The 16,710-nt window shown below is 68.8% G+C and carries 23 protein-coding genes and 1 pseudogene; 3 read left to right on the top strand and 21 right to left on the bottom strand.

Going from position 1 to position 16,710, the window contains the following annotated elements:
* Positions 1 to 313 precede the first annotated feature (313 nt).
* From ABD330_RS12970 to ABD330_RS12930, 9 genes and pseudogenes are all read right to left on the bottom strand, one after another.
* The gene (locus ABD330_RS12970; RefSeq protein ID WP_344464265.1) at positions 314 to 823 is read right to left on the bottom strand and encodes a DUF669 domain-containing protein; all 510 of its coding nucleotides are present in this window, start codon (positions 821 to 823) and stop codon (positions 314 to 316) included.
* Entirely contained in the window at positions 816 to 1,562 is a 747-nt protein-coding gene (locus ABD330_RS12965) for an AAA family ATPase (RefSeq protein WP_344464263.1), read from the bottom strand. The genes ABD330_RS12970 and ABD330_RS12965 overlap by 8 nt, the downstream gene beginning before the upstream one ends.
* Positions 1,559 to 2,533, bottom strand: a complete 975-nt coding sequence (locus tag ABD330_RS12960) for a RecB family exonuclease (protein WP_344464261.1) — start codon at positions 2,531 to 2,533, stop codon at positions 1,559 to 1,561. Before ABD330_RS12960 ends, ABD330_RS12965 begins: the two co-directional genes overlap by 4 nt.
* On the bottom strand, positions 2,533 to 2,799 hold the full coding sequence (locus ABD330_RS12955) for a hypothetical protein (protein WP_344464259.1): 267 nt from the start codon (positions 2,797 to 2,799) through the stop codon (positions 2,533 to 2,535). Before ABD330_RS12955 ends, ABD330_RS12960 begins: the two co-directional genes overlap by 1 nt.
* On the bottom strand, positions 2,796 to 4,547 hold the full coding sequence (locus ABD330_RS12950; protein ID WP_344464257.1) for a DEAD/DEAH box helicase: 1,752 nt from the start codon (positions 4,545 to 4,547) through the stop codon (positions 2,796 to 2,798). The genes ABD330_RS12955 and ABD330_RS12950 overlap by 4 nt, the downstream gene beginning before the upstream one ends.
* A 66-nt stretch (positions 4,548 to 4,613) precedes the next feature.
* Positions 4,614 to 5,078, bottom strand: a complete 465-nt coding sequence (locus ABD330_RS12945) for a hypothetical protein (protein WP_344464255.1) — start codon at positions 5,076 to 5,078, stop codon at positions 4,614 to 4,616.
* Complete coding sequence (locus ABD330_RS12940; protein ID WP_344464512.1) at positions 5,075 to 5,227, bottom strand: hypothetical protein; 153 nt, start codon at positions 5,225 to 5,227, stop codon at positions 5,075 to 5,077. The genes ABD330_RS12945 and ABD330_RS12940 overlap by 4 nt, the downstream gene beginning before the upstream one ends.
* 459 nt (positions 5,228 to 5,686) lie before the next feature.
* Positions 5,687 to 6,181 (bottom strand): annotated as a pseudogene (locus tag ABD330_RS12935) (DNA cytosine methyltransferase); the annotation flags it as partial.
* Entirely contained in the window at positions 6,178 to 6,492 is a 315-nt protein-coding gene (locus tag ABD330_RS12930) for a hypothetical protein (RefSeq protein WP_344464253.1), read from the bottom strand. The gene ABD330_RS12930 and the pseudogene ABD330_RS12935, both read right to left, overlap by 4 nt.
* A gap of 148 nt (positions 6,493 to 6,640) precedes the next feature.
* Here ABD330_RS12930 and ABD330_RS12925 point away from each other — a divergent pair, with 148 nt between their 5' ends.
* Positions 6,641 to 6,868, top strand: a complete 228-nt coding sequence (locus tag ABD330_RS12925; protein ID WP_344464251.1) for a hypothetical protein — start codon at positions 6,641 to 6,643, stop codon at positions 6,866 to 6,868.
* A gap of 57 nt (positions 6,869 to 6,925) precedes the next feature.
* Here ABD330_RS12925 and tgmC read toward each other — a convergent pair whose 3' ends face one another.
* The 7 genes from tgmC to ABD330_RS12890 all read right to left on the bottom strand — a co-directional run bounded on the left by tgmC (position 6,926) and on the right by ABD330_RS12890 (position 11,538).
* Complete coding sequence (gene tgmC / locus ABD330_RS12920) at positions 6,926 to 8,068, bottom strand: ATP-grasp peptide maturase system methyltransferase (protein WP_344464249.1); 1,143 nt, start codon at positions 8,066 to 8,068, stop codon at positions 6,926 to 6,928.
* Entirely contained in the window at positions 8,065 to 9,036 is a 972-nt protein-coding gene (tgmB, locus tag ABD330_RS12915) for an ATP-grasp ribosomal peptide maturase (RefSeq protein ID WP_344464247.1), read from the bottom strand. The genes tgmC and tgmB overlap by 4 nt, the downstream gene beginning before the upstream one ends.
* A complete protein-coding gene (gene tgmA / locus ABD330_RS12910; protein WP_344464245.1) occupies positions 9,036 to 9,314 on the bottom strand; it encodes a putative ATP-grasp-modified RiPP in 279 nt (92 codons plus the stop codon). The genes tgmB and tgmA overlap by 1 nt, the downstream gene beginning before the upstream one ends.
* A gap of 620 nt (positions 9,315 to 9,934) precedes the next feature.
* Entirely contained in the window at positions 9,935 to 10,207 is a 273-nt protein-coding gene (locus ABD330_RS12905; protein WP_344464243.1) for a helix-turn-helix domain-containing protein, read from the bottom strand.
* A 327-nt stretch (positions 10,208 to 10,534) separates the two neighbouring features.
* Entirely contained in the window at positions 10,535 to 10,777 is a 243-nt protein-coding gene (locus tag ABD330_RS12900) for a hypothetical protein (protein WP_344464241.1), read from the bottom strand.
* A 14-nt stretch (positions 10,778 to 10,791) separates the two neighbouring features.
* Complete coding sequence (locus tag ABD330_RS12895) at positions 10,792 to 11,073, bottom strand: DUF7848 domain-containing protein (RefSeq protein ID WP_344464239.1); 282 nt, start codon at positions 11,071 to 11,073, stop codon at positions 10,792 to 10,794.
* Positions 11,074 to 11,079: 6 nt separating this feature from the next.
* Complete coding sequence (locus tag ABD330_RS12890) at positions 11,080 to 11,538, bottom strand: hypothetical protein (protein ID WP_344464237.1); 459 nt, start codon at positions 11,536 to 11,538, stop codon at positions 11,080 to 11,082.
* 120 nt (positions 11,539 to 11,658) lie between these two features.
* On the opposite strand from ABD330_RS12890, the gene ABD330_RS12885 reads away from it, so the two are divergent.
* On the top strand, positions 11,659 to 12,525 hold the full coding sequence (locus tag ABD330_RS12885) for a helix-turn-helix domain-containing protein (protein WP_344464235.1): 867 nt from the start codon (positions 11,659 to 11,661) through the stop codon (positions 12,523 to 12,525).
* Positions 12,522 to 12,728 carry a DUF397 domain-containing protein gene (locus ABD330_RS12880; protein ID WP_344464233.1) on the top strand — a complete coding sequence of 69 codons (207 nt, stop codon included), beginning with the start codon at positions 12,522 to 12,524 and terminating at the stop codon, positions 12,726 to 12,728. Before ABD330_RS12885 ends, ABD330_RS12880 begins: the two co-directional genes overlap by 4 nt.
* 81 nt (positions 12,729 to 12,809) lie before the next feature.
* Here the strand turns inward: ABD330_RS12880 and ABD330_RS12875 are convergent, their stop codons facing one another.
* The 5 genes from ABD330_RS12875 to ABD330_RS12855 are packed head-to-tail and all read right to left on the bottom strand — an operon-like array spanning position 12,810 to position 16,700.
* Complete coding sequence (locus ABD330_RS12875; protein WP_344464231.1) at positions 12,810 to 13,082, bottom strand: hypothetical protein; 273 nt, start codon at positions 13,080 to 13,082, stop codon at positions 12,810 to 12,812.
* Positions 13,083 to 13,095: 13 nt separating this feature from the next.
* Positions 13,096 to 13,869: a peptidoglycan recognition protein family protein gene (locus tag ABD330_RS12870; RefSeq protein ID WP_344464229.1), complete on the bottom strand. Its 774-nt coding sequence runs from the start codon at positions 13,867 to 13,869 to the stop codon at positions 13,096 to 13,098.
* 25 nt (positions 13,870 to 13,894) lie between these two features.
* Positions 13,895 to 14,575 (bottom strand): hypothetical protein, encoded by a 681-nt coding sequence (locus ABD330_RS12865; protein WP_344464227.1) that lies wholly within the window; start codon positions 14,573 to 14,575, stop codon positions 13,895 to 13,897.
* A complete protein-coding gene (locus tag ABD330_RS12860; protein ID WP_344464225.1) occupies positions 14,572 to 15,648 on the bottom strand; it encodes a hypothetical protein in 1,077 nt (358 codons plus the stop codon). The genes ABD330_RS12865 and ABD330_RS12860 overlap by 4 nt, the downstream gene beginning before the upstream one ends.
* Entirely contained in the window at positions 15,648 to 16,700 is a 1,053-nt protein-coding gene (locus ABD330_RS12855) for a hypothetical protein (RefSeq protein WP_344464223.1), read from the bottom strand. Before ABD330_RS12855 ends, ABD330_RS12860 begins: the two co-directional genes overlap by 1 nt.
* Positions 16,701 to 16,710: the final 10 nt, after the last annotated feature.

Raw genomic sequence — 16,710 nt, 5'->3', positions numbered from 1 at the left:
CGTGGCGAACCCAGTAGGAGCAGCGGCGGACTTGGGCGGATCTACGCGCATCACATCAGAGGTGGCACGCATCCATCTTTGACTGTCAAGCGTTGCGGGAAATGTATCCGGTCGCAAGTGTCGGGCACAAGTGGACTTATTCCCAACTTGCCGTCTGACTTGTGCGGGTCGCAATGGGGCTCCGTCATTGCGACCCGCACAGGCATACCTATTTGGAGGGGTGCTTGCTTGTGCGAGTCGCCGTGCGGGGCCCCGGGTTCGTCGCCGCATCCGCAAGGGGTACGGCGGTACGAGGAGCTCCTGTTGCCTCGGTCTAGAACGGCGGTCCGGGCGGCGGGGGGAAGGCCGCGATGCGCGGGGCAGGCAGTCCGCTTGGTACGGCTGCCGGAGCCGTCGGGGCCGCCTTGGTGACCCGCTCCACCCTGTTGCGCTGCTCGTTCTGCCAGGTCTCGACCGCGACCTTGATCCGGCAGTTCGCTCCCTTGATCTTCTCGGCTACGGCTTCGCCCGCTCCTGCGAGGTTGGCGCCGAACTGTGCCCAGCCGGAGCGCTCCAGGCCGAGGGCTTCGAAGGCGCGGAAGAAGATGTCCAGGGCGGTCGGGGACTCGGGGCTGAGTGTCTGGTTCGCCCAGGTGCCCACTCCCGCGTGCGGGCCGCTGGTCACCTTGTACTTGATGCCGATCTGGAGCTTGCCCTTGTCGGTGATCTTGTAGTTCGCGGCGATCACCTCCGCGTCGTACTCACCGCCCGGGAGCAGTTCATCGGTGGTGCCGGCGGCGGCCCCTGCGGCGTTGAGCAGGTCGGAGAAAGAGTGCTCAGACACGTGCGGCCTCCGGGGCGTAGATGGTGGCGATGAGGCCCGCGAGGTCGATCGGACCGGGGACGGCAGCTCCGTGGGCGGCGGTGATGGCTCCGGTGCGGTCCTTGGCGACGTGCTGTTCGGTCGGTTGTACCAGCATCATGCGGGCGGGCTGGCCGGTGTCGTCGGTTCCCACGTAGAGGAAGCCGATCACGTCCACGAAGCCGGCCAGGGACAGGGAGAGGCCGCCTTGGACCAGTGGCCGGTACTTGCCCTGCTTCTCTCCGGTCAGCGCGACGAACACGACCGCCTGGAGGGGGTTGGTGGGGTGCATCGTGAGGTCGCGGAAGTCACGCATGAGGCGTTCCATCCGTGCGAGCAGGCTTCCCCACTTGGCTTCGGTGAACTGCTCGTCGGGTCCGGCGATGCTGTCCTTGCAGCGCTTCTGAATCTCCGTCAGCGAGTCGAGTGCCACGGAGCGGAAGGGGTGCTTCCCGGAGGCGAGCCAGCGGTATGCGGCGTCGAGTGTGGCGTAGTCGCGGGTGGCGACGATGCACGTCTCCCAGTCCCCCGGTTCGGGCGGCGCCTGGGTGAGCGGATCCCAGCGGACCTTGCTGGAGTGGACGAACCGGCTGCCGTTCTCGGCGTCGAGGACGAGCAGCGGCTTGGGGGCGGTGTGGGCGACCGGCGTCTTGCCGGCGCCGGATTCGCCGTGGACAAGAGCGATCAGGCTCTCCTCCCCGGTCCAGGGGACTGCGGTCATGCGGCGAACTCCTCGGAGTCTGGGCGCCCGCCTTCTGCGTAGCGCGCCAGTGGATCCGTCCAGGTGTAGGCGATCCCTAGAACTCCCTCGGCGTCCGAGCCGTCATCGAACATCGGGCAGACCGGTTTGAACGGGCAGTCCCATGCACAGTCGCGGGTGACGGTCGGCGGGACGATCGCGTGAGGGTTCGCGTCGGGCAGGTCGAGCAGCAGGCCGGCGCGTTCTGTCTCGCGGATGAGGGCGAACGCCTGCTCGGCGTAGTGGCGGAGCGCGATGCGGTTGAAGCTGACTTCCCACCGGCCGTAGAACGGTGGTCTGGAGGTGGCGGAGCGGCCGACCTTGCGGAGCATGTTGACGATCGCGCCGCCTGTCCGTTCCCCGTCAGCTACCTGTCCTTGGCCTTGGCGGGCTTGGAGGTCGAGCTGTTCGAGCAGGGCGTAGTGCTTGAACTGGGGGCTCATGTGGGCGGTCTGCTCATGCTGGTCGATGCTCTGCACGGTCTTGTGGTCGAAGAAGAGCCGGGCCCCGTCCGAGTGCCGTCTCACGCGGAGGTCGAGCTTGCCGAGCAGTTGCACGCCGGGCAGTGCGGGGACGGGTGCGGTGATGGCCTGTTCGGCGGCGATCACCTCCAGGTCGTCGTCCGCGCCGGTCTCGGCCAGCCACTGGAGGTAGCCGGTCACGATGGTGACGGCCAGGTCGGCTTGCTTCGCGGCTTTGGCCGCCTTGGTGTGCTGGCCGGTCTGCTCCAATTCGGCGGTGTCCTGCTCGGCGCGGGCCCGGACGACTGCGGCGGGGTCGCGGGAGTCGGCTGCGGTGTAGTGGGCTTCGAGACCGAGGTGGACGAGGGTGCCGAGCGCCGCCGCGTTGACGGTATCGGGGCGGATCGGGCCGAGTTGGCGGTGGTAGGTGAGCCACCACTTGCGGCGGCAGCGCCGCCAGGCGCCGAGTTCGGAGGCGGTGACGCTCCTCATCAGCCGCGGTGGGTGTTGAAGGAGTCCGTCTGCTGCCGGACGGCGCACTTGCAGCGGGTTGCGAGCTGGGCCCGGAGACTGCGGATCTCGCGCTCCAGTACAGCGGTTCGCTTCGCGGTGCTGTCGCTCCAGCCGGTGAACAGGGTGAGCAGGGCGTCGAGCGTGCCGACGGTCAGGGCGTCCCGCTCGCGCAGGGCCGTGATGGTGTGCCGCATCGCGTCGATCTGGTCGTCGGTCACGTTGGAGGCGGTGGGGTGGGGGCTCATTCGAATGCCTTCCTGCGGGTGGTGCCGTGGTTGAGTGCGGCGAGGACGACGGTGCGGTCCTGGACGACTTCCTCCAGCCGGGCGGTCTTGGTGGCGAGGACATCGGCGCGGTACGCCTCGATGGTTTCGGCGGTGATCAGGTCGATGATCAAGAGGCGTGCGGATCCTGCTTCGCCCCGGCCGGTGCCGTGGAGGCGGTCCTCGGCTTGTGCGTTCTGGATCTGGCTCCAGCTGCGGTCGAGGAACACCTCGGTCTGCCCGCGCGTGAGGGACACGCCTTCGGCGCCGGCGCCGAGGGAGATGAGGATGACGCGGGCGCGGCCCTGGTTGTACTCGTCCACGGCCGCTGTGCGCTGCTCAGCGGTCAGGCCACCGACGATCTGGGCGTACGGGATGGCCGCTTTGTCGAGGCGCGCGGCGGCCAGGTCGAGGAGCTGCCGGGAGGAGGCGAATACCACACACGGCTCCTCGCCCAATTCGGTGAGGATCGCTTCGAGTTCGTGGAGTTTTGGCGACGGCTCGGTGAGGCGGACCTGTCCTTCGTCGTCAATCTCGGCGTAGGCGGAGGCGAGTTGGCCGAGCCGGGCGAACTGCGTCAGCGGCGAGAAAGCCGTCAGGTCACCGCCATTGACGGCTGCGAGCATCTCCTTGGCCATCGCGCGATAGGCGATGGCCTGGAACGGGTTCATCTCGATGTCGCGCCGGACGTGGACCTTCGGCGGCAGGTGCGGCAGGACCAGCGCCTTGGGCCGGCGCAGGAACCGGGGTTCGAGGATCTCGCGGAACTCCTGCTCGGTCTCCGGCTTCAGGCCGGTCACGTCGAGGACTTCCTGTCCGCCGATGTAGGAGGCCGAGGTGAGGCAGTAGCGGTCGATGAACGCGGTGCGGCTCGGCCACTCGTTCGGGGCGACGAACCGCAGGAGCGCCCACAGGTCGTCGGGGCTGTCCGCGATCGGGGTACCGGTGAGGGCGTACCGATGTTCGGCCTTGTCGCCGACGGCCCACAGGGCGCGGGTCTGCTTGGCCTTGGGGTCCTTGGCGCGGTGGGCCTCGTCGGCGACGACTGCTTTGAACGGGAGGCCATTCAATCTGCCGGGGGTCTTCTCGGCGTCGGTGAGCTTGATCGAGCCGTACGGGGCGAGGCGGGAGTGCCGGCGGAGCAGATCCCAGGAGACGATCACCAGGGATGCGCCTTGTGCCGCCTCGAACTGCTGGTAGCGGCGCTTGGGCGGTCCTTCGATGACGACGGTGGTTGCGCCCGGCAGCCACTCGGCGGCGGCCCGGCGCCAGGTGTGGGTCATGGACGTGGGGCAGACGATCAGCGCAGGGAGTGCACCCTTGCGCCAGAGGGCGGCGAGGGTCTGCACGGTCTTGCCGGTGCCCATCTCGTCGGCGAGGATCGCGGACTCGGCGGCGGCGAGGAAGGCGGCTCCGGTGCGCTGGTACGGGTAGAGGCGCGGTTCGCCGTACGCGTCGGCGGCAGGGTCGAGGGCCAGGATGCGGGCGTCCATCGCGGGCTCGACGCGGTCCTCGTACTCGTCGCGGGCCCAGGCGGTCAGCAGGGGTCCGGCCTGGAGCAGGTCGCCGAACGCGGTGCGGAGCTGCTTGCAGGTGGCCCAGGACAGCGGCAGCCGCCAGCGCTTCGATCCGTCGTGCCAGCGCACGCCGGGGATGGTGCGGATCCGGGGCTCATGGCGAAGTGGCACGTCCACGTCGATGCGTCGGCCGGTGATCTCCGCGATCGGCATGTGCGGCCCCCTTGGACAGACGAGGGCTCCCCCGCCGCCACGGCGGGGGAGCCCGGAGCGGATCCCCTATGTGTCTCCGACAGTACATGAACTGTCTGAGGCGTCGGGCAATCGTCGGTGCTTGGCCAGGGCGAGCGCCAGATGCCGGTAGGCGTCCCGGGCATGGTCCTGACCTGGCACCCAGAAGCCGAGCCGCTTCAGCCGGGCGTCGTGGCCGAAGGCCTTCGCGTCCGCTGGTGTCTGCATCAGGAAGTCGACGCCGTGCCGGTGGGCGATCCACCGGAGTGCGCCGATGATCTCCAGCGACCAGGGCTGCCGGCTCTTGCGGACTGTCTCCGCCGTGATCCGGTAGGACTCCACGACCATGACGGAGGCGGGACGGGCGAGCGCCGCCCACTCCTCGGCCAGGTCCAGGAACGGCATCGGCTCGTCCTGCCCGTGGGCCTTGTGGTGGTCTCCCCAGATGGCCCACCCGGTTGTCAGGCCCGGGTCGACGGCGAGGTAGGAGGTGTAGTGGCGTGAGCCGTTCACTCGGCACCGCCTGCTGCTCCGTGCTGGCACCGGTCGGCCAGGAGCAGGCGGATCGCCTCGGCGGCCTGCGGCGGCACCACACCGTTGCCGAGTGCCTTGAGCGCCGCTGTCCGGGACAGGCCGACCGCCGTAACGTGCCCTTCGGGCAAGGCCATCATCCATTCGACGAACTGCGGGCTCAGCCTTCGCTGTTCGTCCGCCGGCCACGGGGCGGGGCGTCCGAGGATCCGCTCCCACCGCTCGACGGCCTCCCGGTACGGCCCCCAGTCAAGAGCCGGGCCGCTACCGCCGCCAGCGCCTCCCCCGTCCGGTACGTCTGGCCGGGGCTGCCCTTCGCGCCGTCGCTCGCACGCGGTGTCGGCAGCAGCTTGACGACGACAGTGGGGAGTTGGCCCTTCTGTCCGCCGCCGCGCCAGTCCCGTGCGGCAGGCGTCGGAAGCAGTGGACAGCTCACGCCTGGCCCCTAGCCATGACGGGCGCGGTGTCCGGCGACCGCGGCACTGAGCATCAGCTCGCCCACTTCGGCCGCGAGGGAGAGCCCGTGCTTCCCGGCCTTCTGGGATGGGGATCGCCGGGTCTGCCGCTGCTCCCCCGGACTGGATCTCGGCGTCGGCAGGCCACGCGGCGATGAACAGCCTCCGTCGCAGGTGGGGGGCGCCAATCTGGCCAGCACTGAGCACGCCCCAGCGAGCATCAAGCCCGAGGACGGCCATTTGCCCGAGAACAGTGTCGAGTCCGAGGCTGACGTGCCCGAGTACGTTCTCCAGGACGACGAGTTGGGGTCGTAGTGTGCGAATGGCCCTGGCGATGTGTGGCCAGAGGTGGCGCGGATCATCATCTCCCTTTCGGTTTCCGGCGTTGCTGAATGGCTGACAGGGGTATCCGGCGACCAGTACGTCGACCGGTTCGACGGCCGCCCAGTCCACGGCCGTGATGTCACCCAGGTTGGGCGTCTGCGGCCAGTGGTGGGCGAGGATCTTCGACGCGCCCGGGTCGTTGTCGGCGACCCATGCGACGGTGCCGCCGAGCACCTGCTTCACGGCCATGTCGAGACCGCCATAGCCGCTGCACAACGACCCGATGCGCGGGCCCTCCCCGGTCACGGCGCGACCGGCTCCGCAGCCGGCACGGGGACAGTGACCGGCGGGGCCGAAGGGACCGGGGGCTCCAGAACAGGCTGCGGGCCGGTCCCGACCCCGTACGCGCGCGACAGAGGGGTTCCGGCCAGCGCGAGGACGCCGAGGACCACCGCAGTGAGCACGTGGTCCGCAGCACCCAGCCACTGGCCGCCGGAGATCTGGAGCACTCCGGTGGTAGCCAGGAGCGGGGACAGCGCGGCGATCGACGCCGAGGAGAACAGAACGATCACATCACGGGCGAACGCCCGGGAGAGCAAAGTCTTCATGCCCTCCAAGCTCTGTAATGCCTAGAATAAGCCGAACAGTTGCCAGCCGAGCCGGGGACGCAGAAGAGCCCCGTCCTGCCGGAGTCACCAGCAGGCGGGGCACTCACTCGGCCGCCCCCAGTCGCCGCCATCGTCCAGCGGCTGGACCATGGCGAGCATGGACGACGACTTGTTCACAACGGCTTCAAAGACGCTCGATCGCATGTGGGCTCAAAGCATTGGGCGTGCTGTCCCTGCGGAAATTCTGCAAGAGCTCTCTGCGCTGACAGATGCGCTTGTCGAGCTGGGCAAGGAACAAAACTTCTCGACACCAACTCTCGCTCAAGCCAAGACACTTGCGGACCACTGGTCGAGAGCTACCAAGGCCGAGGAGGGGCGCGGGTAGGTATCGGATCGTCTTTGTTGAGAAGACGCCCGCGCCCCCAGTCGAGACTTCCGCGAGTCAGATCGGCAGGTCCCAGCCCGGACCGTCCTCGTTGCCGATCCAGACCCGCTGAGCCCAGTCTGTGATCGTGACCCCGAAGCCTTCCTGATGTGGTGAGCCCGCGTGCTGCCACGCCTGGACCGCGTTCTCGACCTGGTCCCAGAGCCGGAGCGGGCCGCGCTGAATCACGGTCCATCCGCCTTCCGGGTTTGGCATGGTCCGGGCCTGCGAACCGGTGGCCACGTCCGAGAGGATCTGTTGCCCGCCGGCCCCCATCCGCTCGGCCGAGGGTGCCGCAAGCTGGGCGACCCAACCGCCCGTCCACGTGCTGATGATCTCGGGATCGATCAGGGTCGGCCGCTCGTCACCGGGCATGAGGGTGAGGCTCTGCCGAGGCGGCCGGTCATGCGGTCGGGCAATCATGAAACTTGTGTACCCCGGCAGGAACCGGCCCGTGGCACTGCCGGGCTCGGTCACAATGAGCAGTGCGAGCCCGAAGGCGAAGGACCAGCCGGAGAGGGTGACGAGGATCTTCCCGCCAGGCTTGACCTGGTAGAGCCAGGGCTGCGGGACGTGGCGAACCGAACAGGTGGCGATCAGCCGGTCGTACTCGCCCCCGTCCGGGTCTCCGAGCATTCCGTCACCGATGATCAGACGGGGCGTATATCCGGCCGCCTTGATGGCCGCAGCGGCAGCCCCGCCCACCACCCGGTCGTACTCGATGCTGGTGAGATTGGTGTCCCCGAGGCGGTGCGCGCCGAGGGCGGTCGAGTAGCCCGTTCCCGTGCCGATCTCCAACACCCGGTGCCCTGCCTCGGTGCCGAGCTGGTGCCACATCCGCAACACCAGCGACGGCAGGGTGGACGACGAGGACGGGGAGCCGGTCACGGTGCCCTCGGCCACATCGTCGGGCCGGGTCTGCCCGTCGAGTTGGGTGATCAGGGTCTGGTTTGCGTAGACCTCTTCCAACCATCCGGGCTCGCCCTCGCGTACGGGGCGGTAGCTGGTCGGATTACTGCCCGGGATGGGTGCGAAGAACGACCCGGCGAACAGCTCCCGGGGGATCACCTGGGCAGCGTTGCGCCACTCGGGTTCGGTGAGTGTGCCGTCCTCGGCGAGCTGGTCCACCAGGGCGGCGCGGAGTTCGGCCGATGTGCTCACGTGTCGGGGCCCTTCTCTAGCTGGTCGGCGAGGGCGTGGGCGATACCGTCGGTGGTCTCCGCCGGCTGCCACGCCCATTGCCCATTCGGGTTGCACTCAAGGAAATACCAGTCACCAGCAGCGGTCACGGCGAAGTCGAACGCGCCGTACGTCAAACGGAGTTCGCCGAGGTAGGCGACAACCGAACGCGCAACCGATTCAGGGATCTCAACCGGCGTGCACGTCATCAGGGCTTGCCGGTGACGCCAGTCGAGATCGGGGCTATCGATCCGGACCCCGAACAGCCGGGTACCGACGACGGTCACCCGTACGTCGAACAACTTCGACACCTTCGCCTGAAACAGGTGGGGACAGGCGGACACGGCATCGGTGATCTCGGCCGGGTCAACCCCTCGTACCCACACCTGTTGCGCGGTTCCTTCGGCATCCCGATACCGGCTGTCCCAGATCGGCTTGTAGACCGCTCCGCCGGGCTGGTCGGCGCAGAACCTCCGCGCTTCACCCGGATCGGCGGTGATGACGGTGTCCGGGATCAGGAACTCGCTCCGGCTCGCCACAGCGAGCTGTACGGGCTTGTACTCGGCATTGCGGATACACCACGGGTGATTGACGTAGTGCGCTCCGGGAAGCGACGCAAGGATGCCCCCGGTGCCCCAAAATGCCTGTGCGCCAGCGAACTTGGCGTCATGCTCCGCCATGCCGGGTGGCGCCTCGTGGGGCGACGGTCTGCGGACCCATACCGATCTGACGTTGCAGAGGTCGAGGACCCGGCTTGACGTGCAGAGGGTGCCCCGCTGCTCACCCGTGCTGTAGTGGGCGGTCAGCAAGGCACCCGCGTGCAGATCGGCGCCGGGATCGACACGGACAACCGGCACTCGGCGATCAGCCAGGATGCGCAGCACCACGTCAGCTGTCACGTCGTACGAGTTGGTCAGGACCAGAACGGCCCTGTGTCGATCCCCTGCCATCAGCCCGTGCCCTGGTCCTGGTCGTTCGCGGGCATGCTGTCCATGTCGGTGGGTGCGTTCTGCCCGCCTCCCTGCCCGTCACCACCACCGGTGTTGGTGGGCGTGCTGGTGTTGGTGCTGGTGCCGTGCGCACCCAGTTCGACCGTGCGGCCGTGTTCGTCCACGATCACGGCGATCTGCGTTTCGGGGTCGATCACGGTGGCAAGGGCGGGGATCGGGCCGGATTCGACGTACGGGCCCATGCGGGTGGTGCCCCATGGTGCGGGCGTCTGCGTCATCTGTTCTGCGCCTCCGTTTCCTGGTGGTGCTGACAGTTCAACAGCTCGGCCGGGTAGCCGAGTTGTGTAATCCCACCCCAGCCGGCTCGACCTGTCCAGGGTTGGGGCGGTCGGGGTGGGAGCTGGTGCCCCGTTCCGGCGGGGGTGTTGACCCTTCCCCGCCCGCCGGAACGGGAGTCTGCAGGCTAGCGGGGGCCGACACCCCGCCGTCGGCGGAGTGCGGCACGCGCGGTCACCGGCTTCGATGCCACGTGCCAGAAGGGGCAGTAATCACAGTCAAACGGCCTGTTCGGGAGCATCTGCGTGAGCGGGTCCTGCGGGCCGTCCTTGCCGACTCGGGCAAGGAACATCCGCGCATCACTCTCGTCCTCGAACGACGCCTTTCCGTACTTCGGACAGCGGGGAAGTCCCGGGCGGTGCGGCACCGGCCGGCGGGCTCACCGATAAACAGCAGCGGGGCGGGCTCAATGTCGTTGTGCTTCAGGCGAGTTACCCCCCCCCACGGGATACGGTCATAGTTGGGCCCCGCCCCGGTCGTCCGGGCCGTCCATGTCCCGTCACCGGGGCGGGGGTTGTGCTGCCCGACCGGCCGCAGGACCGGCGGGAGTTCAAGGGGCTGGTCAGCCCGGCGATCGGCCAGAGCCGCGCAGCCGGAGGGCCTCCCCGGCCTGGCGCCGGTCCCGCAGCTGAACCCCGCGCTGTACCAGGCGGCGGCGCAACCAGGCGTCCGAGCGACCGAGTTCACGGGACAGCGCGTGGACGGACTCGCCGTCGGCGTACCGCTTGATCAGCGCGTCCCACGCCTCTTTCGTGGGTACCTCCGGGTCGGGCCCGTCCAGAGCGCCCGGCTCGGTGAACGTGCCCGGGATGACGTAGTAGATGCGAGGGCCCACAGCGGTCCTAGGAGTAGAAATCTCAGACGGTGGACACGGCACGGTGCCGCCCTTCGGCGTGCCTGCGGCGGCGCAGCGCTCGGGACCACTGGGCGACTCGGTGGGCTCGCTGGCCGGCGAGCGTGCCGGGCTGGTGCCAACGCAGGACAACCGCGAGCCGTTGGCGTAGGGCAGCGAGGCACCACCGACACGCGGACAGGGGCAGGTCCGTACCGTCCAGTTCGGCCCCGCCGAGGGGCGTGACGTCCCGCTCGGTGAGGCAGCCCCAGCACAGCCCCGGAGCCCACGGGAGCCCCGGCGTGACCTTCGGCAGGATGCCGGTTTCGATCACAGCCGTGCCTGCTGCTTCGACTCGGAGCGGTGGAACCTGGCCCGGACCCGGGCGCGTGCGCGTCTTCGGCGCTGCCATCCCTCGACCTGCTCGGGTCCGAACGCCACGCCGATCATGGCGAGAGCCAGGGCGGTGCACGTCCACACCCAGCGGCGGGTGTTCACCGGGTCGGCCATGGCGAGAGCGGCCATGAGGGCGGCCGGTGCGCCGCCGACCAGGACGACCAAGGCGCCAGTCACGACGGTCTCGCGCCTCACGACGGTTCCTCCGTGGGGGTCGTGATCATCGGACGGTAGGCCAAGTGTCCGTAGCTGCGGTGCTCGGGGTATTCCGTCGCGTGCTCGAACGGCCACAGCTCCGCCGCCTCACGGTCGGTGTACTCCCCCGAGTCCGCGCCGCATCTGGTGCCGTCTTCGTCTTCGCCCTCGCAGTAGACCAGGTGGACGCTGTCCCGGTCGGGGTCCGGGCCGAACTTCCAGAGCACGAACCGGAACATGCGTCGCCGGCCGATCTCGCGGGGTAGGCTTCCCAGCATCACGAATCAACCAACTCTCTTTTGGCTTCGGGCAGTTGCTCGGGCAGCCTCGGCTCTCACCTGATCGCCAGGACCAGCCATGCGCACCGCGTCGGGGTTCGCGGCCCATGGGTCACCACCGGCTGGCGGGGCGAGCAGCCACCGGCCCGCGTCATCCTCACTGCGGAACTCGCCGACCCTGTCCGCCCCGGTGTCCACCACCAGCTCACCAACGGCGGGGGGCCACAGGCGCGACACCGTGCCCTCGGGCTCCCCCGCAGCAAGGGCGGCCGTGCCCGCCCGGATGACCTCCGCCAGTCGCGTGATCACATCCGGAAGAGCGCCGCCCAACTGCACCAGCACGCCACCGGTGATGACAGACGCCGCGTCAACGCCCAGCGAGGGAAGCGGGCAACCGGCCCGGTCCGTCGCCTCGCGCAATTCCGTACATGCTTTCCTCGCCCGCCTCCGCTGCTTCTCGGTCATGTCGGAGAGCAGTGACCGGGGCCCTCGGGGTGAGTCAGCGCCCATGGTGGCCGCTCCCTTCCGTAGTCGATCTGCTACACAGCATCGGCGTGTAGCCGTACGATCACCAGGGTCTACACCTTGAATGTTCTGCCATGTGAAAAATGGGGACGGACCTTGACCGAACAGGAAGTTGACCCAACATCAAGTCCACAGGCTCGCTTCGGCGCAGAGCTTCGCAGGTCACGGCGTGCTCGGGGCTGGTCACAGACCGAGCTGGCCAAGCACATGGGGTACTCGAACACGCTGCTGTCTTACATCGAAAGAGGGAAGCGTCCTCCCACTAGAAAGTTCGCTGTGAAGGCAGACGCCGTCTTGGACACAGGAGAGATCTTCTTTCACCTCTGGCGTGGCATCGTCAGGGCAGGACTCCTTGAGGGGTTCCCGGAGTTCGCCGATGCCGAGGCGCGATGCCGCCGAGTGCGGGCGCTCGCCCTGACGGTCGTTACAGGCCTGTTCCAAGTACCCGACTACGCATGGGCGCTGGCGTCGGCAGCCGTACAGCGCGGAGCCATCACCATGGCTGAAGCCGAAGAACGAGTCGAGTTCCTGGCCGCTCGCCAGCGGCTGCTGGATCAGAAGACGCCACCGCTGGTGCACACAGTGCTGGATGAGAGCTGCCTGGTGCGGCCGGTCGGTGGTTCTGCCGTGATGCGCGCCCAGCTCGACCACCTTTCAGAGCTGGCGGCCCGGCCCAACGTCACCATTCAGGTTGCACCGTTCGCCATAGGCGAGAACCTGCCCTTCACACTGCCTGTGATCCTGCTCGACCTGCCCGACGGATCAGTTGTCGGGTACGCCGAGTCCCAGGCACGGGGCCACCTTGAGCGGAGCCGAAAAACCGTCATGGCTTGGGAGAGAGAGTACGATCAGCTACTGGTGGAAGCGAAGCCAAAGGCGTCGTCCCTGGCACTGATTCACAAGGCTCGGAAGGAGCTTTCCCCATGATCCCTGACCTGTCCAGGGCCGCCTGGTTCAAGTCCAGTTACAGCAACAACGGTGGCGAGTGCGTAGAGGTCGCCCCGGACTTCCCCGGCATCGTCCCTGTGCGTGACTCCAAGGACCCCGAAGGCCCGGCGCTCATCTTCGGAGCGGAAGCATGGGCCGCTTTCACCCGCAGTGTTGCCGCTGGTGAATTCGGCAACGTCTGACCGTCCCTTGCCGAGCCGAGGGCATGTCATCGCCGAAGGCCCCCGCTGAGAGAGGCTGTGTCCTCTACGGCGGGGGCCTTGTCATTTGTGGGTGATGGACTGGGCGAGTCCTGCGATGCTCAGCAGTGTCGCCAGTGCCGACATGACTGAGGCGAGGCGGGGTGTCGACCAGGTCCGTTCCTCCAGCGCGCGGAGCCGGCGTTCGTGGTCCTCGGCGCTGGCGGTTGCGGTGGTCTGCTGCTGGCCGAGTAGCGCGACCTGCTCCGACATGTCCTGTACGTCGTCCCTCAGCCCCTGCACGGACGTGTACACGTCCCGCAGGGTGATACGGACTTCCGCCGTGGGTTCAGACATCCAAGGACTCCGCTCAGGTGACCGGAGCGGTCCAGGCGGCCTGCCAGGTGGCCGGGCCGACCACACCGTCGACGCCGAGGCCCTTCTCCTGCTGGAACTGGCGGGCGATGCTCGCCGAGGCGGGGCCGTACCAGCCGTCGGCGGTGATGTTCCAGCCCCGGTCGGCCATCTGCTGCTGCCACTGGCGGACATCGTCGCCGCTGAGCATCGGGGACTGCACCGACAGGTAGCGGCCAGGCCAGCCCGGGAAGGACGGCTCCGGCTGCGGGGCCGGGCCCGGGGTGCCCTGGCCGAGGATCTGCTTCGCCCGGTCGACGATCGCCTGACGGGCGTTGAGGATCGGGTTGCCGGGGCAGTCCGGGTGGTTGCCGCCGGCGACGCCGAGAAGGCCGTGGCCTATGACGCCGGAGCCGTTCGGGTCGTTGGTGACCTGGAGGGCCGTGCCGTACTGCTGGTGGAGCCAGGCAAGCAGCCGGGCGTCGTTCTCCAGCTGCGAGGGGGTGGGGGAGTCGCCGCTGTTGCCTTCGTGCTCGACGGATACGGCTACGTCGTTGTAGGCGGCTTCGGCCCAGGCGCGGTCGTCGGTGTCGACCCACTGGTCGAGGCGGCCGGTCTTGGGGTTGCCGAAGTGGGAGGAGACCTGTGCGTCGGGGTTGTGGAACCAGGAGTCGGACCCAGATTCGCTGCCCTCCTCGATGTGGACGACCAGGAGCCGATGGGAACTCATGGCGCCGGGGCGCTTGTTGGGGACGGGGCCGCGCCAGTTTGCGTCGGTGAAGAGAGCCATGTGCCGACCCTCGCGAGGCCCTAGATCAGGACTGGACGGCCACGGTGTTGGAGTGCCGGATGTAGACGGTTCCGGTTCCGGTGGTGCGCTGGATCTGGAGCTGTACGGCTTGGGTGGTCCCGTAGGCGCCGCTGACCGGCACGGGCCCGATGATGGTCAGGCCGGTGGTGGTGGAGTCGATGCTCATGGTTCCGAGGGCTGCCGTCCCGCCCGTGGTGTTGACGAGGCTCACGGTCCCGGTGGTGCCGGTGTCCGCCCAGGCGTAGAACTGGGTGACGAGCTTGGCGTGCTGGCGGATGTACGTGAGGTCGTACGCCGGGACCGCGGCAGCGGAGGTGAAGGCCAGCGGGGCGGCGATCGACGCGGGGACCGGGAGCCAGGGCCGGCCGAGTCCGGCGCCCGCGATGTCGTCGGACAGCAGGACGTTCCCGGCCCGGTCGGTGATGGTGAGCTGCTGGTGGGCCTGTCCGTTGGCGGCGACCTGGAGGGCCGTGGTGCCGTCGTCGCGGGCGACCTGGAGGCCGCTTTCGCCGTTCGGCAGGACTCCGAGCCGGGAGATCGCCGCGCCGGTCGCCGCCGAGTACGTCGTCATGGTGCCGGAGCTGCCGACGGCGGACACCCGGGACGTGTTCTCCAGGATCCGCAGGCGCCGTTCGAGGTCGGCGAAGTGGAGGTGGAGCGAGTCGGGGAGGTTGACGGTGCTCACTGGTCGAGCGCCTCCCCCATGGTCAGGTCGACGCTCTCGGGTGTCCTGTCTTCGGGCGGGGTGACCTCGATGAGGAGGATCCGGCGGTAGGTGTCGACGCTCTGGTACTCGTCGGTGATCCGGATCCGGCACTCGTCCCCGGTGATGTAGGAGCCGAGGACGGGGTCAAGGTCGGCGCGGACCGTCAGCTTGGGGATGGTCATCACGTAGCGGCGCTTGCGCATGTCGGCGCGGGCGTGCCCGTCGAGCTGGGTCTGAACGCTGATGTCCTTGTAGGCGACGCCGGTCTCCAGGAGCGGCCAGCCGGCGGCGAGCAGTTCGGGGGCGCTGGTGGTGGAGCGGATCATGGCGACGCCGTCGCCGGATCCCTGTGCGTAGACGGCGGTTGCCTGTTCGGTGGCGTCGTCCGGCCACGTGTAGGCGGCGATGTTGCCGGGCTTCTCGAACATCAGGCCCGTCGCGGTGGCGTTGCGTCCGCGCCTCGGGCAGGCCAGGTGCAGGGTCTTGGCGGGGCGGCCGGTGCTGTCGTACTGCACGTCGATGCCGAAGTCGAAGCCGAGGACGGACATCTCCTCGACTGCTTCGCCGGCCGGCTTGAGGTCGTAGCCGTGGACGCCGAAGCTCTGCACCGTGGCGGAGGTCTCGGTGCCGATCTGCACACCGATGTTGCCGTACGGCATGTTCTGGGCGGTGCCGATGATCTGGCGGACCATCACCAGCGGGTCGGACGGGCTGGGCCAGATGGTATCGGAGCTGATCAGCCGGCGCCGGAAGTAGGACCAGAACTCGTTTCCGGTGATGGTCAGGACCCTGGTCGCGTCGTCGTAGGCGCGGGTCCAGATGATTCCGCCCCAGACGAGGACGCCGTCCCGGTCCACGTAGAGGGCGGTGCGGCCGGGGATGGTCATGTTCGTGACGGCGGCGGCCTTGATCCTCGGGTCGCCCATGTGCAGCTCCCCGGAGAACGCGCCGGCCCCGTTGAGGACCTGGGAGAACGTGACGCTGGTGAGCGGGAGTTCGCCGAGAATCGTGTTGGTCATCAGGTCGGCGACGAGGTAGGTGTAGACCGGCATCAGGCGGCTTCGTAGGTGAGCTGCACCCGCAGGCTCGCGCCGGCCGCGCTGAAGGTGTATCCGGCGTCGCCCGGGGGTGCCCAGCCCAGGTCTGCGGTGCGCAGGCCCCAGACGACGGCGGTGGTGAATCCGGGGTCGGTATGGGTGAGGAGGGTGTGCCAGGGGTTGCCGTCGGCGGGGCGGTGCCGGCCGACCCCCTGCCAGCCCAGGGCGCCGGCCGGGGAGGACGAGGCGGGGGTCGGGAGGCTGACGGTCACCTGCCCGGAGGGGATGCTCGCCCCGGTTCCCCATTCGAGGGAGGCGGTCATGTCGACGGTCTTGCCGATCTGCCGGTACCGGCCGTGCGCCACCGACGCGCCGAGGGTTACGCCGGTCCAGGCCGGTGTGTAGGCGGTCCAGGGTGCTGCGGCTGCGGTGGCGGAGAGCTGCGTCCACGCCGTGCCGCTCCACACCATGAGCCGGCCGGTGTCGGTCTCGTAGATGGCCTGCCCGGTGCTGACGTTGGCCGGGCGGGAGGTGGCGAGGGCGGGGATGATGCCGCCGCGCGCGGTGGTGCGCTGGCGTACGTCGGCGATCACGGCGGCGGTGATCGTGGTGGCGCCTGCGGGCACGGTGATCTGCGCGAGGGTGCAGGAGTTGCCGGGCGGTGCGGGGGCCGTGGGGGTGGGTGCCGCAGCCCCGGTGATGATCTGCACCGATGCGGCGTCGGTGGCGCCGGAGTAGAAGGAATCCTGTACGACGACACACACCAGGTCGATGCGCGGGTTGGTGGCGTCCGCTGTCGCGACCGTGAGGTTGAACGCGGAGTCGGCGGTCACCACGTAGTCGCCTTGGGTCGCCGTCATGGTGCCCTGCACGACGCACTGGCCGGTGGCGACGGCGACGGTCATGTTGGGGGTGCTCTGCGCGGTGACCGCCATCTCTCCGCCGCCGGCCAGCACACCGGACCGGGCGAGGAAGGTGCCGTTCGACGCGAAGAGCGAGCTGAGGAGAAGCCGGTCGGTCTCCGCCGTGTAGGAGCCGTTCTGCATCCAGTTGACGCGCATACCCATGCGGGCCACC

The sequence above is a fragment of the Kitasatospora kazusensis genome (assembly GCF_039529945.1).
Taxonomy (GTDB): domain Bacteria; phylum Actinomycetota; class Actinomycetes; order Streptomycetales; family Streptomycetaceae; genus Kitasatospora; species Kitasatospora kazusensis.
Note: the sequence above shows the minus strand (reverse complement) of the source record. Positions and strands in the feature narration are given on the sequence as shown.